Origin of the sequence: Iodobacter arcticus, assembly GCF_042664895.1 — a bacterium.
GTDB classification, from domain to species: Bacteria; Pseudomonadota; Gammaproteobacteria; order Burkholderiales; family Chitinibacteraceae; genus Iodobacter; species Iodobacter arcticus.
This window is the reverse complement of the sequence record NZ_JBHTBQ010000044.1, coordinates 31,681-50,975: the sequence shown is the minus strand read 5'-3', so window position 1 is coordinate 50,975 and position 19,295 is coordinate 31,681. Positions and strand designations below refer to the sequence as shown.

Sequence of the window (19,295 nt, the reverse complement as noted above, 5' to 3'; positions counted from 1 at the left end):
GCCTGTAAGATGCCGGGTTTTTTATTTTTCAGCGAAGGGAACGATATGAGTGAATACAACCCTAATGATCCATTCGGCTTGTTTACCCAGTTTTTTAAGTCTGCAGCGGGAAGCCCTTTTACTCCGCCCATGACGATCGAAGAAATTGATCGTAAAATTGCAGAATGCCGCACGGTAGAGCAATGGCTCTCCATGCAGGTAGGCATGCTGCAAATCACGGTTAAAACCTTAGAAATGCAAAAAGCAGGAATTGCTGCTTTTAAACAAGGACTCGACCCAAAGGACCCATGATTGATATTCGCTCTAGTCGCTCCCTCAGCCTCGCCGCCCTTGCTGCGGGGCTTTTTACTGCCTGTGCCACTCCTCCTTCTCCAACAGCACCTTCTTTACCAAAGCAAACAGCCTCTCAGCCTGCTCACGCTGTTTATCAGCCCAGCACTTGGCAAAAGCTGCCTAACTGGCCAGGAGACGATTTAAACGCTAGTTTTGCAGCCTGGCAAAAATCCTGCCCAAAATTAAAACAACAGCCTTGGCTTAAATTATGCAGCGAGGCCAAAAACATACCCGCTCAGAGCGCGCAACAATTTATTGAATCTCGCTTTAGCCCTTATCAGCTCACCAATGCTGATGGCAGCCAAACTGGCTTGATTACCGGCTATTACGAGCCAGTCTATCTAGGCAGTTTACAAAAAACCACGCTCGCCCCCTACCCCGTGTACGCGCCTCCTAAGGATATGATTACGGTAGAGCTGGCAGCACTTTACCCTGAGCTAAAAGGCAAGCGGGTGCGTGGCCGGGTAATCGCCAATAAATTAGTCCCTTATTTTAATCGTGCCGATATCGTAAAAAACAATATTGATGCACCCGTTTTGGCTTGGCTGGAAAGCCCTATGGATGTGCAGTTTTTGCAAATACAGGGCTCTGGCCGTGTACGTTTAGCAGATGGCAAGGAATTGCGCTTAGGTTATGCAGATCAGAACGGGCACCCTTATAAACCCGTTGGGCGTTGGCTGGTTGAGCAAGAAAAATTAAAAGCGGCCGATGTCTCGATGCAAACGATCAGAAGCTGGGCTGATGCAAATCCTGAGCAAATAGAAACACTGCTTGATAGCAACCCCAGTTATGTTTTCTTTCGCACCCTGCCTCCCTCGAATGACGGCCCAGTTGGAGCGCAAAACATCCCTTTAACCGCGGGCTTTAGCATTGCCGTTGATAAGAAAATAATTCCTTTGGGAAGTATGGCCTTTATTGCAACGGAGAGGCCGGATAACGGTGGAGGCATTCACCGGCTGGTCGCAGCCCAAGATACGGGCGGGGCGATTCATGGCACGGTACGCGCTGATTTTTTTTGGGGTACAGGCGATGCTGCAGGTGAGCTGGCTGGGAAAATGAAACAAAGTGGGCAACTTTGGCTGCTTTGGCCCAATGATCACCCCCTGCCTGCGGCGGATTAATAGCCGCATCTTAAAAACAATCTGATATTTTTTGCATATTTATAGATGAGGGTATCAAACCCTCATCTATATTTGCTTAAAAATGGTATTGACCACCCAAAAGAGTGGTATTTACTTTTGCCTGATTAAAATATTGATGTTCAATCTTTAAAGCCCAATGGCTGCCTAATGCCATACGTAATGCAAGGCCCACATTGCTATCGGTTTTATAATAATCTTTGGCACCTAAGCGTCCGCTTTCAAAACGTGTGCGACCAATGCCTAATTTTGCCTGTAGATCGAAGCGTTCATTAATCGGCAGGCTGCCAATCGCAGAAACACCATAATTGGCGCTGGGCGTGTAATAAGCTTCTTTATCAAACATCGTTGTCAAGCTATCAAATAAGGGGCTAACAATACCAAGCGCAACAAACTGCCCTTCAATTGCAAAATATGGATTAATTTGATAGGCAATTTGTCCGGAAAAAGCCGCATCGTATTCTGATGTGCGGCTATTGGAGTGCTGCGATCTTCCTGCTGCAAAATCAATCATTACGCCGGGTTTAATCTCGGCATGGCCATGAGCTGCAATCAACAAACAAAGTAGCGCACTCAGTAATCGCATCGTATTCCTTAAATAGAAAGTGTATTTAATTACGTGGCATTTATTCTACCGCACAATTACACAGCAAATACAAAATATTTCCTTATGCTTTCTGCGCCAATAAAAAATGACAGCGCTGGGCTGCCATTTTAAAAATAATTGTGCTAACGAATTACGCCGCCTAATTCCCGCCGTAAAAACGCATGAAAATGACGCATACCGTCTTCCATCGGGCTTTGATATGGCCCGGTTTCATTACGCCCTGCTGCATAGAGCGCACTGCGGCCCGCCTCCATTCTACGGATAATATCCTGATCCTCAACGGCGGTTTCTGTATAAGCAGCCTGTTCTGCTGCTAATAACTCAGGCTCAAACCATGCGATATCTTCCGGGTAATAAAATTCAACTACATTTTTATAGCTGCGTGGCCCCGTTGGAATAATGGTTGAAATCACCAAGGTATGCGGATACCACTCCACCATTATATTGGGATAATAAGTCAGCCAAATCGCGCCATGTTTAGGCGCTTTGCCTTGGCTATAGCGCATTAATTCGGAATGCCAGTCGGCATAGACTTGCGAGCCGGGTTTAGCTAATGCGTTATGTACCCCAACGGTTTGCACCGAATACCAATCGCCAAATTCCCAAGCCAAATCAGCGCATTCAACAAAGTGCCCAAGGCCAGGATGGAATGGATCGACGTGATAATCTTCTAAATAAACTTCAATGAATGTTTTCCAATTGCCTTCGTATTCATCTACGGCAACGCTATGGAATACATATTTAGAAAAATCTAAATCTTTAGCTACGCCCAAGTTTTTTAAATCGCCTTCAATATCGCGACCAGATTCAAAAAGCAGTCCATTCCAACTTTGCAAAGGCGTGCTGGGTAAATGCAGGCAAGGATTTTTTTTGAAGTGCGGCGCGCCAAGCAATTGCCCTTTTGCATCGTAAGTCCAGCGATGAATGGGGCAAACAGTATGAGCTTGATTACCTCGCCCTTCGAGCATTAAGGCCTGACGATGGCGGCAAATATTAGAAAGCAGGCTGATGCCGCCTTCGCTGCGCTTTAAATATCGTGCGTGATGATCGGCTTCAAGCACATGATAATCACCCACTTCGGGCACCATCAATTCGTGGCCGATATAACGCGGGCCGTGGGCAAATAAACGTGCTTGTTCTATTTGATAAAGCTGCTCGTCAAAATAAGCGCTTACAGGCAATTGTGAATTAACGATTGTGTCTTGCACAAGGGCAATATTTGCCACGCTGGACATATCCCACACCCCCAAAAAGAGAAGGTCTAAGAGGTCTTGCCACTGCCGCTGTATCCACAGCGAGCATCAGATGGGCGGGCAAGCCATCAATAAAAAAGCCGGGCATGGCGCCCGACTCGCAAAGGATCGTGATTTTCGCCGAAACAAGCCACTTTAGGCAAGTTATCTAGCTAAAAAGCCACCACCTCACATGACAAGTGGTGGCTTCGTCTTTTTACTTCACTTCTGCTGCAATATCGCTATAGCGCTTGATTTGATCAAAATTCAGATAGCGGTACACTTCGTCCGATTTTTGCTCAAGAATGCCAATATTTGCGAGGTATTCTGCATGCGTTGGAATCTTACCCAGCATTGCGCAAACTGAAGCCAGCTCAGCCGAGCCCAGATAAACACGGGTATCAATCCCTAAGCGATTTGGGAAGTTACGTGTCGATGTAGAGAACGCAGTCGAGCCCTTACGCACTTGTGCTTGGTTACCCATGCACAATGAGCAACCTGGCATTTCCATCCGTGCGCCAGTACGGCCCAATACGCCGTAATGGCCTTCTTCTGTCAGTTGCTGAGCATCCATCTTGGTTGGCGGTGCAATCCACAAACGAACTGGGATATCGCTTTTGCCTTCAAGTAATTTAGAAGCCGCACGAAAGTGGCCGATATTGGTCATGCATGAGCCAATAAACACTTCATCAATCGTATCGCCAGCCACTTCAGACAAGAATTTCACGTCGTCCGGATCATTCGGGCAAGCGACGATCGGCTCTTTAATATCGGCCAGATCAATTTCAATAATCGTGGAATATTCAGCATCCGCATCGGGTTGCATCAGCACAGGGTTAGCCAGCCATTCTTCCATTGCAGCAATACGACGCGCCAAGGTACGGGCATCGGCATAGCCTTCAGCAATCATCCACTTCATCAGGGTAATGTTTGAAGTGAGGTATTCAGCGATCGGCTCTTTATCAAGCTGCACCGAACAACCCGCAGCAGAACGCTCAGCAGATGCATCAGACAATTCAAAGGCTTGCTCAACTTTCAGCTTAGGCAAGCCTTCGATTTCAAGGATGCGGCCGGAGAAAATATTTTGTTTGCCTTTCTTTTCTACCGTCAGCAAGCCTTGCTTGATGGCATACAGCGGAATGGCGTTCACCAAATCACGCAGCGTAATACCTGGCTGCATTTCGCCTTTAAAGCGCACCAGCACCGATTCAGGCATATCAAGCGGCATTACGCCAGTTGCAGCAGCAAAAGCCACTAAGCCAGAGCCTGCTGGAAAGGAGATGCCGATTGGGAAGCGGGTGTGGCTGTCGCCGCCCGTGCCCACGGTATCTGGCAGCAATAAGCGATTAAGCCATGAGTGAATCACGCCATCGCCTGGACGCAGCGATACACCGCCACGAGTCGAGATAAATTCTGGCAATTCGTGGTGCATCTTCACATCCACAGGCTTTGGATAAGCCGCGGTATGGCAGAACGATTGCATCACCAAATCAGCCGAGAAGCCAAGGCAAGCCAAGTCTTTTAGCTCATCACGGGTCATCGGGCCGGTGGTGTCTTGTGAACCCACCGAAGTCATACGTGGCTCGCAATATGTGCCCGGACGAACGCCTGTTACGCCACAGGCTTTACCCACCATCTTCTGCGCCAAGCTAAAGCCTTTGCCAGAATCAATCGGTGCAACTGGGCGTTTGAATACGGTCGATGCAACCAAGCCCAGTGATTCACGGGCTTTATCGGTTAAGCCACGGCCAATAATCAAAGGAATACGGCCACCCGCGCGTACTTCATCCAGCAATACATCGGTTTTTAGGCTGAAGGTTGAAACAACTACGCCGTTTTTCTCGATTTTGCCTTCCAATGGGTAAACATCGATCACATCACCGGTTTCAAGCGTAGAGACATCCACTTCAATCGGCAAAGCACCTGCGTCTTCCATGGTATTAAAGAAGATAGGCGCAATTTTTGTGCCTAGGCAAAAACCACCAAAGCGCTTATTAGGCACATAAGGAATATCGTCCCCTGTAAACCACAGTACTGAGTTGGTCGCTGATTTACGTGAAGAACCTGTACCCACTACATCGCCAACATAAGCGATTTTGTGACCTTTGTTTTTGAGCGCATCCAGCTGCTTGATCGGGCCAACGCTGCCTGGCTGATCGGCCACAATTCCCGGGCGCGGATTTTTTAGCATGGCTAACGCATGCAATGGGATATCTGGGCGTGACCAAGCATCCGGTGCTGGCGACAAATCATCGGTATTGGTTTCGCCAGATACTTTAAATACCGTCAGCGTTACTTTTTCAGGCACAGCCGGGCGGCTGGTAAACCATTCCGCATCAGCCCAAGATTGTAAAACTTGCTTGGCAAAGACATTACCTGCATCGGCTTTCGTTTTTACATCGTGAAATGCATCAAACATAAGTAATGTTTTAGAAAGTGCGGCAGCGGCAATTGCGGCAACGCTCTCATCATCTAACAAATCAACCAGTGGCGTAATATTAAAACCGCCCAACATGGTACCTAATAATTCTGTGGCTTTAGCGCGGCTGATTAAACTGCATACTTCGCTACCATGCGCGACGGCGGCTAAGTAGGATGCTTTTACCTTGGCAGCATTATCTACACCGGCAGGCACACGGTAAGTAATCAGATCGACAAGAAAGGCCTCTTCTCCCAAGGGCGGGTTTTTCAACAGCTCGATCAGATCGACTGTTTGCGACACATTCAGTGGAAGCGCTGGGATACCCTGTGCTGCGCGCTCTGCAACATGCTGACGATAGACTTCTAGCACGGTTGGACCTTTCAAGTGATGATGGGATAGTGTCGAGAAAAACTCAGACTAGTGACATTTTACCTGTCTGGCTTTTAGATGTGAATCAAAGTGTAACGACTTTTGTTGCACTACAATAAAAAAGCCCCCCCACAGACCACCATTCGTCTTGCCCTAAAAGAGGCTAAGACGATTTAGCTTGCATTTATGCTACTTCATAGGTATGATCCGCAACCTTCTTTGTGCTTTATCGCACAAATCCCCATCGTACCCTGACCTTCCCCCGCCTGTGCTGTATGAGATGCGGATTGACCGGTTAGCGTCGATGTAACGCTGACGGCCGGTTTCCGTATTTACTTCCGGAATGCGCCCGTCTTCCCGCTCGCCGCGGGATATATTCAAAGGAATATTCATGCCACATCGCGAAACTCATTCTGAAACTACGCCTAACGCTTTTGCCGAAATGGGTCTTGCCACTGAATTAGTGCAAGAGTTGATTAAGCTTGGTATCACCACACCGACTCCAGTACAAGCTGCTGCAGTTCCATTACTGATGGCTGGCCATGATGTGATGGCATCAGCTCAAACAGGTACAGGTAAGACTGCTGCATTCTTATTGCCAGCCCTGCACAAGCTGTTTAAACCAGCTAAGCACAATGCACGTGGTCCACGCGTTCTTGTTCTTACACCAACACGTGAACTTGCTGAGCAAGTTGCTAAAGTTGCTACAGATTACTGCAAACTCATCCCACGTTGCAAGGTTGCTTGCGTAGTGGGTGGTGTTCCTTACCCAGTACAAAACCGTATGTTAGCCCAGCCTTACGATGTACTCGTTGCTACACCAGGTCGCTTATCTGACCTGATGCGCGGTGGTCGTATTGACTTTGGTCGTTTAGATATGTTGATTCTGGATGAAGCGGATCGCATGTTAGACATGGGCTTCATTGACGAAGTTGAAGCGATTGTTTCTGCAATGCCGAAAGATCGTCAAACCGCCCTGTTCTCTGCAACACTTTCAGAAACAGTACAGCGCTTTGCCGGCCCAATGCTGCGTGACCCACGCTTAGTTGAAATGGAAGTAACTGCTAGCGCTCAGCCACAAATCGAGCAAGCTGTTCATTACGCTGACGGTTACGAGCACAAGCAAAAACTGGTTGCAGCCTTGTTAAAAGAAGCCAGCGAAACACAATCGATTGTATTTACTGCAACTAAAGCAGACGCTGATGGCTTGGCTGAATGGCTGAAGCTGGAAGGCTTCCGCGCTGCAGCAATGCACGGCGATTTGGCTCAACGTGATCGTCGCCGTACTTTAGATCGTTTACGTCGCGCTGAAATCGACATCTTGGTTGCAACTGACGTTGCTGCCCGTGGCATTGACGTTGCTGGTATTGGCTTGGTATTGAACTTTGACCTGCCACGCTTTGCTGAAGATTACATCCACCGCGTAGGTCGTACTGGTCGTGCTGGTCGTACTGGTAAAGCCATTTCACTGGTTACTAAAAACGATTTCATGTTGCTGACACGCATCCGTCGTCGTTACAACATCGATTTCGGCACTGTTTCCATGCCAGGCCTTGAAGCACGCTTCAAGCCAGGTCAAGGCGGCAGCACAGGCGGCTACGGCGATCGCAAGCCTTCCGGTGGCTACAAAGGTAAGCGTCCACAAGGTGGTGGCGGTTACGCTGGTTCAGGCTCAGGCAATGGTGGCGGCGGCTACGGTGCAGGTAGTGGTGCAGGCAACGGCGGTGGCTATGGCGACAAGCGTCGCAATGAATCACGCGGTGCAGATAGCCGTGGCACAGGCGAGCGCAGCAGCTTTGGTGGCAATGCAGGTGGCGAATCACGTGAAGCACGTGGCAGCTTCGGCGGCGGCGCTGGTAATACCAGCAGCAACCCAGGTAGCTTTCGCAATGGTAGCAGCGACCGCGGCGCGCCACGAGCAGAACGCCCGGCCGGCAATGGTGAAACACGCCAGCGCCGCGCTAGCTGGTAAGCGTATCTAGCCATTGAATCTAACCCTTATTCTGGCGCTTGTTCGCAAGCAATCAGATCAGCGTCTTTAGATTAAATGAACAGCCCATCCTTTCGATGGGCTGTTTTTACTTATGAGCTAAGCCGTGAAAACAAAGCATCTAACACGCATTCGTCACCTCAACCCTAGCGATATCCCCGCAATCATGGATATCCAGAGTGCCTGCTACCCTGCCGAGCTACTCGAAGATGCCGCCCACTTACTCGCAAAGCACCAGCAATCCCCTGCAAGCTGCTGGGTTGCAACCATCCAAGAAGAAGTATCCGCCTATTTACTGACTCATCCATGGTCTGGCGATACCCCTCCCGATTTAAACGCACCACTCCCCCCTGCCAGCACTCACTGCAATATTCATTTTATTCACGACTTAGCCGTTCACCCCAAGGCACAAGGAGCTGGATTAGCCCGTTTATTAATGGATAGCGCTTTATCCTGGTCACAGCAACACCCCTTTACCCATCTGCGATTGATTGCAGTTGCGGGCGCAAAGCATTTTTGGCTAAAACAAGGATTCACCCTCATTGAGCCGCTTAATAACAAAATAATAAACAAGCTCAATCGCTACGGGCCTGATACGCACTATCTTGAAGCAAACCTTTATTCCACCCATAAAATATCGCCATAAGCGCACAAAAAAAACCAGCCCGCTTGCCTTAGCACTCAATTTTCTATAAAAAAATTAAACGCATATTCATTTCAATTAAATAAACCACGATCAAACGAGAAAATGACTAAACGCCCTCGCACCGTTCGCCGTAGCCGTGGTGCAGCTGAAGTTGATGAACTCATCCACATTGCCAGCAGCCTATCCCTGTCATGCACCCTTGCAGAAGATCGCTTCTGGCAAGATAAGCTCGTCGATTTACTCGAAGAGATCATTGCTGACGAAGATGAAGACACGCTCAACAGTGCTCTAGATACTTTATCTAAAACAGATCCACAAGCATGGAATGAGCTAGCCGATCTCGTTGAAGCATGCACAGAAACCCAGAGCATCACCATCAACAAACAAGAGTGCCAAACGGTGTTGTTTGCCGTGCCTCTATTAGCTTGGTCACGATTTAATATCCCTTCCGGCCCACTCGGCGATGAACGTACACAGCATTTACGCCAACACTTAAGTGAGCAAGTCTTTGCCAAAGGCGTTCACTTATCTTTGGCCGATTTTTTATTTAGCCCCGATCAGCTCCCCCAAGGCTATTGCAACACCGCAAAGCTGAGCAAAATGCTAGCCAAGCTAACTGCAGAAAATGGCACACTGGCATGCGAGCAAGCCAGTAGTGCAGAACCCGCCGCCTTTTTAACTGATACCCGTTATTTATTGGGGGCCATTGCTGCACCCAAGGGACAAGCCCTGTTTCGCTGGCAAGAGGACGAGGGCAGTACGCGCAAAGAAGTATTGGCTCAATGGCAAAAGCAAGGGCTAAGCTCACTGCAGCCTTTATTTGCCGGCTGCGCAATGGAATCACTCCTGCCCGTTTCCTACTTTGCCGCTTGGCGGGAATCTGATCGCGCCTCTAGGGGCTATTCGCTTCGCGCCACAGTGTCATTTCTACAATTACTACTCAATATTGAAGCACGGCAGCTCACCTGCGTCATTGCCGCATGCCATGGCAAACGCCTGGAAGAATACCGGGTTGGGTTTATAAGACGCAATGAAGAGCCCATGCTGCACGGCGTGGTCTGGCCACTCCTTGACGGAGAAGATGAGCACACCGAATGCATCGCCGAAATTGAGACCATTTTACGTGAATCAGGTATCACCGATATCGTAATTCACGAGCACACTTTTCCCATGGATCAATGCGATGATTGCGGCAACCCGCTATTCCCCAGCTTAGATGGCGATCTATTACATATAGAAACACCAGAGAACAACGACACACCCTCACCTCACCTGCATTAAAATCAAACAGCAGTGGCGAACGGCAAGCTCGCCACTGCAACGCAAGCCACACGGCCGACCTTGATAGACTATAATTACTGTGCCACTTAACTGAAATGACCTGCCATGCAAAAGCTCAGCAATCCCACTGATATTGCTCGTGAAACGCTCAAGCAGCTCACAACGCGCCGTGTTCCGCCCACACCCGATCATTACGAGTCGATTTATCATGAAATTGCCGGGACCACTGAGCGCGACAGATTACATCCTGCAATTAAAGGACTGATCGCCAGCATGGGGGCCTTTCCAAGACAAACCCCTGAATTACACCGCAATATTGAACAGATACAAAAGCACGCCAGTCAATCCAACTGGGCAAATATGCCTGCCTTAATTATTCGCAGCATTGAAAGCCAAGGTGGGCAAACCGGCCTAAGCCGCAGCTGGGCAGATTTAATTCGTGATCTCATCCGTCAATGGGAATTACGCAACCCTGTTTACACCCCCAGCCGTAAGCAAGAATCACTAGAAAAAGTACTGATTAATTTTGGCAGTGACGCCAGCTCCCTTAATGAAAAGTTATCCGCACTGATCAAGGCATGGGCCGGTGCCAGTGTAGAAAGCGGAGAAAGCCCCGAAGCCTTATCAGACAGCAGCTTTGACCCGGCCAACAACGCAACAGCAAACACCGCCCCCTCGGCAGAAGATGGAGATTGGCGGGATTGGCGAGATGCACTCACCCTTGCACTCACCGTAGGCATTGAAGCCCGCCTGACTCATAACGTTGACTTACAAGAAGAGGCAGCCAATCTGTCCACCGAAGTGGCTACGGTGACTAATCAGGCAGGCACCCAAAAACTCATGCCACGGCTACGTAAATTCTGGTTGCGGTTAGAACTGCAAAATGATCAGGAAATACGACTTTGCGACGGCTTAATGGGCTTGCTGCGTTTATTAACTGACAATATGGCGGAAGTTGTTATTGAAGATGAGTGGGTGCGCGGGCAAGTGGCCGTTGTACAAGCCATTATGGCGCAGCCCTTGGATATGCGAGTGATTTATGATGCTGAGGCAGGACTAAAAGAAGTTTTATTCAAACAAGGGCAAATTAAACACAACCTTGTAGAAACGCAAACCGTCCTTAAAAACATGATTGCCACATTTATTGATCGCTTAAGTGTGATGTCTGATAGCACCGATCAATATCACAGCAAAATCAGTGAATATACCGAGCAAATTCAACAGGCCAACAATCTAAGCAGCATCAAAGATGTGCTGGAGTCCCTGCTTGGTGACACACGCAGCATGCAGCTTGATGTGCGCCGCTCACGGGATGATCTGATCGAAGCCCGTGCTCAGGCCGACCATGCCCAACACCGCATTCTTGAGCTTGAACAAGAGCTCACGCACGTTAGCCAGAAAGTACGTACTGATCAGCTAACAGGTGCATTAAACCGCCGCGGTTTAGAAGAAATATTTGATGTAGAGCTGGCAAGAGCTTTACGCAGCGAAAGCCCACTCAGCATTGGCTTATTGGATATCGACAACTTTAAAAAATTAAACGATAGCCAAGGGCATGCTGCCGGTGATGCTGCACTTGTGCACTTGGTTTCTGTAGTGAAAGATCTTTTGCGCCCCAGCGATTCTGTAGCTCGCTATGGTGGCGAAGAATTTGTATTGATTCTGCCAGAAACAGGCATTGATGAGGCGGTAAGCGTGGTGCAACGCTTACAACGCGAACTCACCAAACGCTTTTTTCTGAATAATAATGAAAAACTGCTAATTACATTTAGTGCGGGTGTTGCGCTGGTTTTACCCGGCGAAGTAAGAGATCAAGTCATCGAGCGCGCAGACCAAGCCATGTATCAGGCAAAAAAGCTAGGGAAAAACCGCGTAGAAATCGCCGAAACGCCTACCGGTGTAGCCTTAAGATAGCCCTCATTGCCATAAAAAATGCCGCCATAACCATGGCGGCATTTTTTATTTTAAAAGCAGATCAACTCTTACTTTATTTAAGCAAATAGCTCATCAGGATCCACCACCGCCGTACCCAATTTAGCCACCACTACACCGGCAGCACGATTCGACCAATCCATTGCCTCTGGCAGCTCCAGACCCGCTGCCAGCATCAAGCCCAAGGTGGCAATTACGGTATCCCCAGCACCTGACACATCAAACACTTCATGCGCATGAGTTGGCTTATGCACGACGCCTTGTTTGCGAAACAGAGTCATGCCCTCTTCACTACGGGTAACAAGCAGCGCATCTAAATCCAAGGAAGCACGTAAGGCCTCGGCTTTTTCTGCCAGCTCGTCATCAGTTTTCCACTTTCCAGCGACCTGTTTAAACTCGCTACGATTAGGCGTTAGCAAAGTCGCGCCGCGGTAGCGCTCGTACTCATCGCCCTTAGGATCAACCAGCACGGTTTTGCCTGCGGCACGGGCAATTTCAATCATCATCTGCACATGGCGCAAACCACCTTTACCATAATCAGACAAAATCACCACATCAACATTCGGCAAGAGCGCTTTAAAATCATCTAGCTTCGCAGCCAAAACTTCATGGCTTGGCTCGCTTTCAAAATCAATCCGCAATAATTGTTGCTGCCTTGCCAGTACACGCAGCTTCACCGTGGTATCAATATTCAAATCACGGTGAAAATAAGTGTTTACTTTGTCAGTAAGCAATAGGTCTTCTAAGCTACGCCCTGCCTCATCGTCACCAATCACAGCCAAAAGATAAGCCTGCCCGCCGAGTGCCGCAATATTACGCGCCACGTTGGCGGCACCTCCTGCACGCTCTTCAGTACGACGAATTCTCGCCACCGGCACAGGTGCCTCAGGCGAAATACGCTCTACATCGCCAAACCAATAGCGATCAAGCATTACATCGCCCACCACCATCACACGCGCCTTTGCAACAGCGCGTTGCAGCATTTTTTTGCCTTCAGGAGAGAGCATCGCCTACCCCGCTAAGCTGGCGTTAATTGCAGCCAGTGTTGCAGCAGGATCTTCACTTTGAGTAATTGGGCGGCCAATCACAAGGTAATCGGAGCCTACTGCAATCGCCTCCTGAGGCGTCATAATACGGGATTGATCATTTACCGCCGTGTTGGCCGGACGGATCCCCGGTGTCACTAATTTGAACTCAGGGCTACTTAATGAGCGTACTAAACCCGCTTCATGGGCAGAGCAAACCACGCCATCCAGGCCGCAGCTATACGTCAGGCGTGCCAGCATTTCGACTTGCTTGGCAGGCTCTGGCAGCATTAACTCGGCCAAGTCACTGCTATTCATGCTGGTCAACACGGTAACAGCAATCAGTAAAGGGCGCTGCGGCAATGCTTCCAGCGCATCACGCGTGGTTTCCATCATGCGGCGTCCACCGCTCGCATGAACATTCACCATCCACACACCCAGCTCAGCAGCAGCCTTGCAGGCCTGCGCGACGGTGTTCGGTATATCGTGAAATTTAAGATCCAAGAAAACATCAAAACCACGTGCAACCAACTGCTCAATCAATTGAGGGCCGCAACGAGTGAACAACTCCTTACCCACCTTTAAACGACAAAGCGCTGGGTTAACACGATCAGCAAACGCCAATGCTTCGGCAGCACTTGCATAATCAAGGGCAACGACCACTTTGGATGAGGAAGACATACAAGATCCTGTGTTTATAACTATTTAAATAACTTCAAATTCTAAAATATCAATCAGCTGGATTTTTGCGCGCCGCGCACAGGCGGAAATGTTTCCCACTCGGTACATGCAGGGCAATGCCAGAAATATTGCTTTGCTTTAAAGCCACAATGCGTGCAGCGATACATGGTTTGCTCGCGTGTTGCATCGTGAATCAGCTTCACAATCAGCTCCAGCTCAACTTTCTGATCGTCTGGTGCGACTAAAAGGTGCGCTTCCAGTACTTTGCGCAAACTGGGCATGGTTGGATGCGCTTTAAGACGCTCGCGAACAAACTCATGCGTGGCCAGCAGGCCTTGCTCGGTGAGCAGCCGCTCATAAGCCAGATCCAGCACATCCAGCTCAGGATATTGCCGCAACAAACCAAGCAGAAGCTGAGTGCCCTCGCTAGCCCGGCCTTGTGCATCGTATGCGGCCAACAAACCTCTTGCAGCTAATGCGATATATAGAGGCTCTTGTGATTCAATTCTTAACCATGCTTCAATGGCTGCATCAACATTGCCAGCGGCAATCTCCAGCTCGGCAAGCAGCATATTTGCCCGAGCACATTTACGGTGCTCTGCGATGGCTTTTTGCAAATAGACTCTGGCAGCAGCAGGCTCGGATCGTAAAACACCTTGCGATGCTAACTCACAATAAAACTGCGCAATTTCATGCTGATAGGTGTGACGCTCATCGCGCAATTGCTGGGCGGTTTCAATTGCTTTCGCCCATGCTTTTTCCTGCTGATAAACGCCCAGTAATTCAACACGTGCCTGACGGGCATAATCGGTATCTGCCAGCTCAGTCAGCAAGCTCTCAGCCCGATCAAACAGGCCTGCCTGCATAAAGTCTAAGGCCAATTCAAATTGTGCAGTTTGCCTTTGTGCCACAGTGAGCTCACGCCGCACCAATAATTTTTGGTGCATACGAATAGCGCGTTCCAATTCCCCACGGCGACGGAATAAATGCCCTAGGGTAAATTGTAATTCAATCGTTTCTGCATGGTGACGTGCAATATCCACATAGACATCAACAGCTCGATTGGTTTCGCCATTCAATAAGTAATTGAGCCCTTTGAAATACGCCACCGGCAAGGAGCGTGTTTCAGACAAGACATGTTTAATATCTACGCGCGCAGCTAACCAGCCCAGCGCAAAAAATGCTGGCAGGGCAATTAACCACCAATATTCAATTTCAAGCATAAAGGGATTTACAACGCATCACGAGGTTGTTCAACAAAAAGATCTGGCGCTGAATCTGCGGTGGTTTGTTTGGTGCGTAATTCTTTTTTTAAGCTAACGACTTCACGACGCAAGCGAATAATTTTAGAAAAAGCGGCCAATAGACCAAACACAGCACCAATCACAAAGAAAACCAGTAGCAGCAAAGCAAGAGGCGCCTGCCAGAAGTAGCCTAAAAAGAATTTAAGCACTACAGGTTCGGCATTATGCATTGCAAAACCAAACATAATGACAAATAGAAAGAATTTGATAAGCCAGAACAAATAGCGCATTGGTCTAAACCATAGAAATAAGCTAGACCGTATTGTAACCGATTAAGCGCAATCTAAACGATCAGCAATCACTTGGTATTAAGTAAGAATGAAATACACCGCTCTTTTATGCAAAAAGGCGACACCCTGAGGTGTCGCCTTGAAGCAGAACATCAAATCAGGGCATCAACCCTTTCTCTCAGCTCTTTACCCGCTTTAAAGTGGGGAACAAATTTTTCCGGAACCGATACTTTCGTACCTGATTTCGGATTGCGCCCCACTCGTGGCGGGCGGTAATTCAGATCAAAACTGCCAAAGCCACGAATCTCGATGCGCTGGCCTTGAGACAAGCTCTTGGCCATTGCATCTAAGATGGTTTTCACAGCCAGCTCTGCATCCTTCGCAACCAGCTGCGGATAACGCTGGGCGAGCTTTGCAATAAGCTCGGACTTGGTCATCCCACCTTGATCCATATTACTCAGCGCCGGACATCTTAGCTTTCAGCAGAGCGCCAAGGCTAGTTGTACCTGCAGTGCCTGTGCTTTCTGTAGACAGCTTGCTCATTACTTCTGTTTCGTCAGCGGAATCTTTCGCTTTGATCGACAGATTGATCGAACGGTTCTTACGATCAACGTTGATGATCATGGCTTCAACTTCGTCGCCTTCTTTCAACACAGTACGGATGTCTTCAACGCGATCGCGTGAAACTTCTGTAGAGCGCAGGTAACCTTCGATTTCTTCAGACAGAGCAATGATCGCGCCCTTAGCATCCAAAGATTTCACAGTACCCTTAACAAGGGAACCTTTGTCGAAAGTAGAAACGTAGTTATTGAAAGGATCACCTTCCATTTGCTTGATACCAAGGCTGATGCGTTCTTTTTCAGTGTCGATAGACAGAACCATCGCTTCAACTTCATCGCCTTTCTTGTAGTTGCGAACAGCTTCTTCGCCAGCCACGTTCCAAGAAAGATCAGACAAGTGAACCAGACCGTCGATACCGCCAGCCAGACCAACGAACACACCGAAGTCAGTAATAGACTTGATAGCGCCCTTGATCTTGTCACCCTTCTTGAAGTTTTCAGCGAAATCATCCCATGGGTTAGCCATGCACTGTTTCATACCCAGTGAGATACGACGTTTTTCTTCGTCGATATCCAGAATCATTACTTCTACTTCATCGCCAAGCTGAACAACCTTGGATGGATGAACGTTTTTGTTAGTCCAATCCATTTCTGAAACGTGAACCAGACCTTCGATGCCTTGTTCGATTTCAACGAATGCGCCGTAGTCTGTAAGGTTAGTAACCTTACCGAACATACGTGTACCCGATGGGTAACGACGTGACAAACCAACCCAAGGATCTTCGCCCAATTGCTTCAGACCCAGAGATACGCGGTTCTTCTCTTGATCGAATTTCAGAACCTTAGCTTCAACTTCATCGCCAACAGCCAGAACTTCGGATGGGTGCTTCACACGACGCCAAGCCAAGTCAGTGATGTGCAACAGACCGTCAATACCACCCAGATCAACGAACGCGCCGTAGTCTGTGATGTTTTTAACGATACCCTTGATGATTGCGCCTTCCTTGAGTGTTTCAAGGAGTTTTTGACGCTCTTCGCCCAAGGACTCTTCAAGCACAGCACGACGCGAAACAACAACGTTGTTACGCTTACGGTCAAGCTTGATCACCTTGAATTCGATTTGCTTGCCTTCGAATGGAGTGGTGTCTTTAACCGGACGAATATCAACCAAAGAACCTGGCAAGAATGCGCGCAGACCGTTAACCATAACAGTCAGACCACCCTTAACCTTACCGGAAATAACACCGGTCATTACCATGGCTTTTTCGAGGCAGTCTTCAAGCTCAATCCACGCAGCCAAGCGTTTAGCTTTTTCGCGGGAGAGTTTAGTTTCGCCGTAGCCGTTTTCGAGGCTATCAATTGCAACAGGAACGAAATCGCCAACTTTAACGTCAAGTTCGCCGTTGTCGTTTTTGAATTCTTCGAGCGGGATGAGCGACTCGGACTTCAGGCCAGCATTCACGGTCACGAAGTTATGGTCGATAGCAACCACTTCAGCAGTGATCACTTCACCGGCGCGCATTTCCTGACGCGTTAGGCTTTCTTCGAATAGAGCGGCAAAGCTTTCCATGGAGCCGGACAGAGTAGCAGTAGTCATATAAATGGAAATTTCCAAGCATTTTTGGCGGAATGCCAAAAATAAGTTAGTTAAACAAATGTTGCAGCGCTTTGCGCCCTGCTAACACGACAAATACCCAAAAGGGCAAAAGCCACGGCCTAGGGCCATGGCTTAGGGGGCGATTCTAAAGAATTCTCTGTTATAGTTCAAGTACTTGGAGACAAAAGGTGTGATTTATAACAAGAAAAGCCACATTTAAAGCGATTGCATACGTGTTTTCCACGAGGATAAAACGCATTCCACCACCTGATCCAAGTTTAATCCCGAGGTTTCCAGCAATAAAGCGTCATGCCATTGACGTAACGGGGCCTCTGTCCTTGCAGCATCACGCTCGTCCCTCGATTGCAAATCGCGTGTAATTGCAGCTAAATCCGCCGACTCACCTCGGGCAATCAATTGCTGATAACGGCGCTCAGCCCGAACTTCTGCGGTAGCGGTGAGAAAAATCTTGAGCTGTGCATCAGGAAATACCACCGAGCCCATATCCCGGCCATCAGCAACCAGACCTTGTTTAGTGGCAAATGCACGCTGCCGCGCCAACAAAGCCTGCCTCACCGCAGCAAAAGCAGCCACTTGTGAAGCCCCTACTCCGATCGATTCGCTACGAATCACCGCACTTACATCCTGCCCGGCCAGTAAAACCCGCTCATTTTCAAAGCGCACGTCTAAAGATTGAGCGATTTGCGCAACGCTATGCTCATCATTCCAACCCACACCCGCCCGCTGAGCCGCCAAAGCAGTCAGACGATACAAAGCACCCGAATCAAGATAAGCAAACTCCAGCACCTCTGCCACACGTTGTGCCACCGAGCCTTTACCCGAAGCAGAGGGGCCATCTATAGCCAAAATAGCAATACCCAACATATTTTCCTTTTTAACGGCGCACACGCGCCGCTACTCTTTTAAAATTAATTCAATCGCATGCAACTCGGCCACATCGAAGGCCAAGTTTTGTACTGCTAAAATATTTTCTTGAATTTGTGCAACTTGGCTGGCACCAATAATCACCGATGTCACTTTGAGTAGCGCCCAAGCCAAAGCCATTTGTGCCAAGGTTTGTCCGCGTGATTGCGCAATATGATTTAAAGCTTTGACCTGAGCAATACGTAATTCCACTTTATCTGCAGTCAAAAATGGGTTGTCAGATGCGGCCGCACGAGAATCGGCCGGAATGCCATTTAAGTAACGCGATGTCAGCAGACCTTGCGCCAAGGGGCAAAAAGCAATCGAGCCGATTCCCTCTTCAGCCAGCACATCACACAAGCCACCTTCAACCCAGCGATCGAACATCGAATAGGATGGTTGGTGAATTAAGCAGGGTGTACCCAGCGCTTTTAAGATGCGGCTTGCTTCCTTTGTTTGCTCGGCAGAATAAGATGAAATCCCCACATACAGCGCTTTGCCTTGCCGCACCATCGCATCCAGCGCCGACATGGTTTCTTCAAGCGGCGTTTCTGGATCAGGGCGGTGCGAGTAGAAAATATCCACATAATCCAAACCCATGCGCTGCAAGCTTTGATCGAGACTGGCCATTAAATATTTACGGCTACCCCACTCACCATAAGGGCCGGGCCACATCTCCCAGCCTGCCTTGCTAGAGACAATGATTTCATCACGATAAGACTTGAGATCTTTAGCCAGAATCCGGCCAAACGTCGATTCAGCCGCGCCAGGTGGTGGGCCATAATTATTAGCCAAATCAAAATGCGTAATACCTGCATCAAAGGCAGAGAGAACCATATCGCGGCTGACTTCATAAGCGCGGTTTCCGCCGAAGTTATGCCACAGACCTAAAGAAATGGCGGGCAACTTTAAACCACTACGGCCCACTCGGCGATAAGGCATATTCTGATAGCGCGTTTCACTGGCTAAGTAATTCATTTTTATCCCTTTAGTGCAGAGGTAAGAATACGCGAAAGGGAACGA

The 19,295-nt window shown here is 48.7% G+C and carries 17 protein-coding genes; 6 read left to right on the top strand and 11 right to left on the bottom strand.

The window, feature by feature from the left end; all coding sequences use genetic code 11:
- Nucleotides 1–45: 45 nt before the first annotated feature.
- Together ACFQNF_RS17715 and mltA are read left to right on the top strand one after the other, a co-directional pair.
- The gene (locus tag ACFQNF_RS17715) at nucleotides 46–291 is read left to right on the top strand and encodes a PhaM family polyhydroxyalkanoate granule multifunctional regulatory protein (RefSeq protein WP_380189236.1); all 246 of its coding nucleotides are present in this window, start codon (nucleotides 46–48) and stop codon (nucleotides 289–291) included.
- Nucleotides 288–1,454 (top strand): murein transglycosylase A, encoded by a 1,167-nt coding sequence (gene mltA / locus ACFQNF_RS17710; RefSeq protein WP_380189235.1) that lies wholly within the window; start codon nucleotides 288–290, stop codon nucleotides 1,452–1,454. The genes ACFQNF_RS17715 and mltA overlap by 4 nt, the downstream gene beginning before the upstream one ends.
- 76 nt (nucleotides 1,455–1,530) lie before the next feature.
- Here mltA and ACFQNF_RS17705 read toward each other — a convergent pair whose 3' ends face one another.
- The 3 genes from ACFQNF_RS17705 to acnB all read right to left on the bottom strand — a co-directional run bounded on the left by ACFQNF_RS17705 (nucleotide 1,531) and on the right by acnB (nucleotide 6,102).
- Nucleotides 1,531–2,058, bottom strand: coding sequence for an outer membrane beta-barrel protein (locus tag ACFQNF_RS17705; protein WP_380189234.1), 528 nt, complete (start codon nucleotides 2,056–2,058; stop codon nucleotides 1,531–1,533).
- A 143-nt stretch (nucleotides 2,059–2,201) separates the two neighbouring features.
- Nucleotides 2,202–3,314 (bottom strand): aromatic ring-hydroxylating oxygenase subunit alpha, encoded by a 1,113-nt coding sequence (locus ACFQNF_RS17700; protein WP_380189233.1) that lies wholly within the window; start codon nucleotides 3,312–3,314, stop codon nucleotides 2,202–2,204.
- A 214-nt stretch (nucleotides 3,315–3,528) separates the two neighbouring features.
- Nucleotides 3,529–6,102, bottom strand: a complete 2,574-nt coding sequence (gene acnB, locus ACFQNF_RS17695) for a bifunctional aconitate hydratase 2/2-methylisocitrate dehydratase (protein WP_380189232.1) — start codon at nucleotides 6,100–6,102, stop codon at nucleotides 3,529–3,531.
- 391 nt (nucleotides 6,103–6,493) lie between these two features.
- Between acnB and ACFQNF_RS17690 the strand changes: the two genes are divergently transcribed.
- From ACFQNF_RS17690 to ACFQNF_RS17675, 4 genes are all read left to right on the top strand, one after another.
- Nucleotides 6,494–8,074: a DEAD/DEAH box helicase gene (locus tag ACFQNF_RS17690; RefSeq protein ID WP_380189231.1), complete on the top strand. Its 1,581-nt coding sequence runs from the start codon at nucleotides 6,494–6,496 to the stop codon at nucleotides 8,072–8,074.
- Between the two features lie 124 nt (nucleotides 8,075–8,198).
- Complete coding sequence (locus ACFQNF_RS17685; protein WP_380189230.1) at nucleotides 8,199–8,738, top strand: GNAT family N-acetyltransferase; 540 nt, start codon at nucleotides 8,199–8,201, stop codon at nucleotides 8,736–8,738.
- A gap of 102 nt (nucleotides 8,739–8,840) precedes the next feature.
- Nucleotides 8,841–10,019, top strand: coding sequence for a DUF2863 family protein (locus ACFQNF_RS17680; RefSeq protein ID WP_380189229.1), 1,179 nt, complete (start codon nucleotides 8,841–8,843; stop codon nucleotides 10,017–10,019).
- A 105-nt stretch (nucleotides 10,020–10,124) separates the two neighbouring features.
- A complete protein-coding gene (locus ACFQNF_RS17675) occupies nucleotides 10,125–11,933 on the top strand; it encodes a GGDEF domain-containing protein (RefSeq protein WP_380189228.1) in 1,809 nt (602 codons plus the stop codon).
- A gap of 77 nt (nucleotides 11,934–12,010) precedes the next feature.
- Here ACFQNF_RS17675 and rfaE1 read toward each other — a convergent pair whose 3' ends face one another.
- The 8 genes from rfaE1 to ACFQNF_RS17635 form a co-directional block, all read right to left on the bottom strand.
- Nucleotides 12,011–12,934, bottom strand: a complete 924-nt coding sequence (gene rfaE1 / locus ACFQNF_RS17670) for a D-glycero-beta-D-manno-heptose-7-phosphate kinase (RefSeq protein ID WP_380189227.1) — start codon at nucleotides 12,932–12,934, stop codon at nucleotides 12,011–12,013.
- 27 nt (nucleotides 12,935–12,961) lie between these two features.
- A complete protein-coding gene (pyrF, locus tag ACFQNF_RS17665) occupies nucleotides 12,962–13,657 on the bottom strand; it encodes an orotidine-5'-phosphate decarboxylase (protein ID WP_380189226.1) in 696 nt (231 codons plus the stop codon).
- 53 nt (nucleotides 13,658–13,710) lie between these two features.
- Complete coding sequence (lapB, locus tag ACFQNF_RS17660) at nucleotides 13,711–14,880, bottom strand: lipopolysaccharide assembly protein LapB (protein ID WP_380189225.1); 1,170 nt, start codon at nucleotides 14,878–14,880, stop codon at nucleotides 13,711–13,713.
- Between the two features lie 8 nt (nucleotides 14,881–14,888).
- A complete protein-coding gene (locus ACFQNF_RS17655; protein WP_380189224.1) occupies nucleotides 14,889–15,131 on the bottom strand; it encodes a LapA family protein in 243 nt (80 codons plus the stop codon).
- 212 nt (nucleotides 15,132–15,343) lie between these two features.
- Complete coding sequence (locus ACFQNF_RS17650) at nucleotides 15,344–15,628, bottom strand: integration host factor subunit beta (protein WP_046350225.1); 285 nt, start codon at nucleotides 15,626–15,628, stop codon at nucleotides 15,344–15,346.
- Nucleotides 15,629–15,644: 16 nt separating this feature from the next.
- Nucleotides 15,645–17,321 carry a 30S ribosomal protein S1 gene (gene rpsA, locus ACFQNF_RS17645; protein ID WP_130108283.1) on the bottom strand — a complete coding sequence of 559 codons (1,677 nt, stop codon included), beginning with the start codon at nucleotides 17,319–17,321 and terminating at the stop codon, nucleotides 15,645–15,647.
- 243 nt (nucleotides 17,322–17,564) lie between these two features.
- Complete coding sequence (gene cmk, locus ACFQNF_RS17640; protein WP_380189223.1) at nucleotides 17,565–18,233, bottom strand: (d)CMP kinase; 669 nt, start codon at nucleotides 18,231–18,233, stop codon at nucleotides 17,565–17,567.
- A 30-nt stretch (nucleotides 18,234–18,263) separates the two neighbouring features.
- Nucleotides 18,264–19,250: an aldo/keto reductase gene (locus tag ACFQNF_RS17635; protein WP_380189222.1), complete on the bottom strand. Its 987-nt coding sequence runs from the start codon at nucleotides 19,248–19,250 to the stop codon at nucleotides 18,264–18,266.
- Between the last annotated feature and the right edge of the window lie 45 nt (nucleotides 19,251–19,295).

Bases quoted from the DNA above. Each gene is read 5' to 3' on its own strand.
- ACFQNF_RS17715 (WP_380189236.1), top strand. From the start codon at position 46: ATGAGTGAATACAACCCTAATGATCCATTCGGCTTGTTTACCCAGTTT.
- mltA (WP_380189235.1), top strand. From the start codon at position 288: ATGATTGATATTCGCTCTAGTCGCTCCCTCAGCCTCGCCGCCCTTGCT.
- ACFQNF_RS17705 (WP_380189234.1), bottom strand. From the start codon at position 2,058: ATGCGATTACTGAGTGCGCTACTTTGTTTGTTGATTGCAGCTCATGGC.
- ACFQNF_RS17700 (WP_380189233.1), bottom strand. From the start codon at position 3,314: ATGTCCAGCGTGGCAAATATTGCCCTTGTGCAAGACACAATCGTTAAT.
- ACFQNF_RS17690 (WP_380189231.1), top strand. From the start codon at position 6,494: ATGCCACATCGCGAAACTCATTCTGAAACTACGCCTAACGCTTTTGCC.
- ACFQNF_RS17680 (WP_380189229.1), top strand. From the start codon at position 8,841: ATGACTAAACGCCCTCGCACCGTTCGCCGTAGCCGTGGTGCAGCTGAA.
- ACFQNF_RS17675 (WP_380189228.1), top strand. From the start codon at position 10,125: ATGCAAAAGCTCAGCAATCCCACTGATATTGCTCGTGAAACGCTCAAG.
- rfaE1 (WP_380189227.1), bottom strand. From the start codon at position 12,934: ATGCTGCAACGCGCTGTTGCAAAGGCGCGTGTGATGGTGGTGGGCGAT.
- pyrF (WP_380189226.1), bottom strand. From the start codon at position 13,657: ATGTCTTCCTCATCCAAAGTGGTCGTTGCCCTTGATTATGCAAGTGCT.
- lapB (WP_380189225.1), bottom strand. From the start codon at position 14,880: ATGCTTGAAATTGAATATTGGTGGTTAATTGCCCTGCCAGCATTTTTT.
- ACFQNF_RS17655 (WP_380189224.1), bottom strand. From the start codon at position 15,131: ATGCATAATGCCGAACCTGTAGTGCTTAAATTCTTTTTAGGCTACTTC.
- ACFQNF_RS17650 (WP_046350225.1), bottom strand. From the start codon at position 15,628: ATGACCAAGTCCGAGCTTATTGCAAAGCTCGCCCAGCGTTATCCGCAG.
- rpsA (WP_130108283.1), bottom strand. From the start codon at position 17,321: ATGGAAAGCTTTGCCGCTCTATTCGAAGAAAGCCTAACGCGTCAGGAA.
- cmk (WP_380189223.1), bottom strand. From the start codon at position 18,233: ATGTTGGGTATTGCTATTTTGGCTATAGATGGCCCCTCTGCTTCGGGT.
- ACFQNF_RS17635 (WP_380189222.1), bottom strand. From the start codon at position 19,250: ATGAATTACTTAGCCAGTGAAACGCGCTATCAGAATATGCCTTATCGC.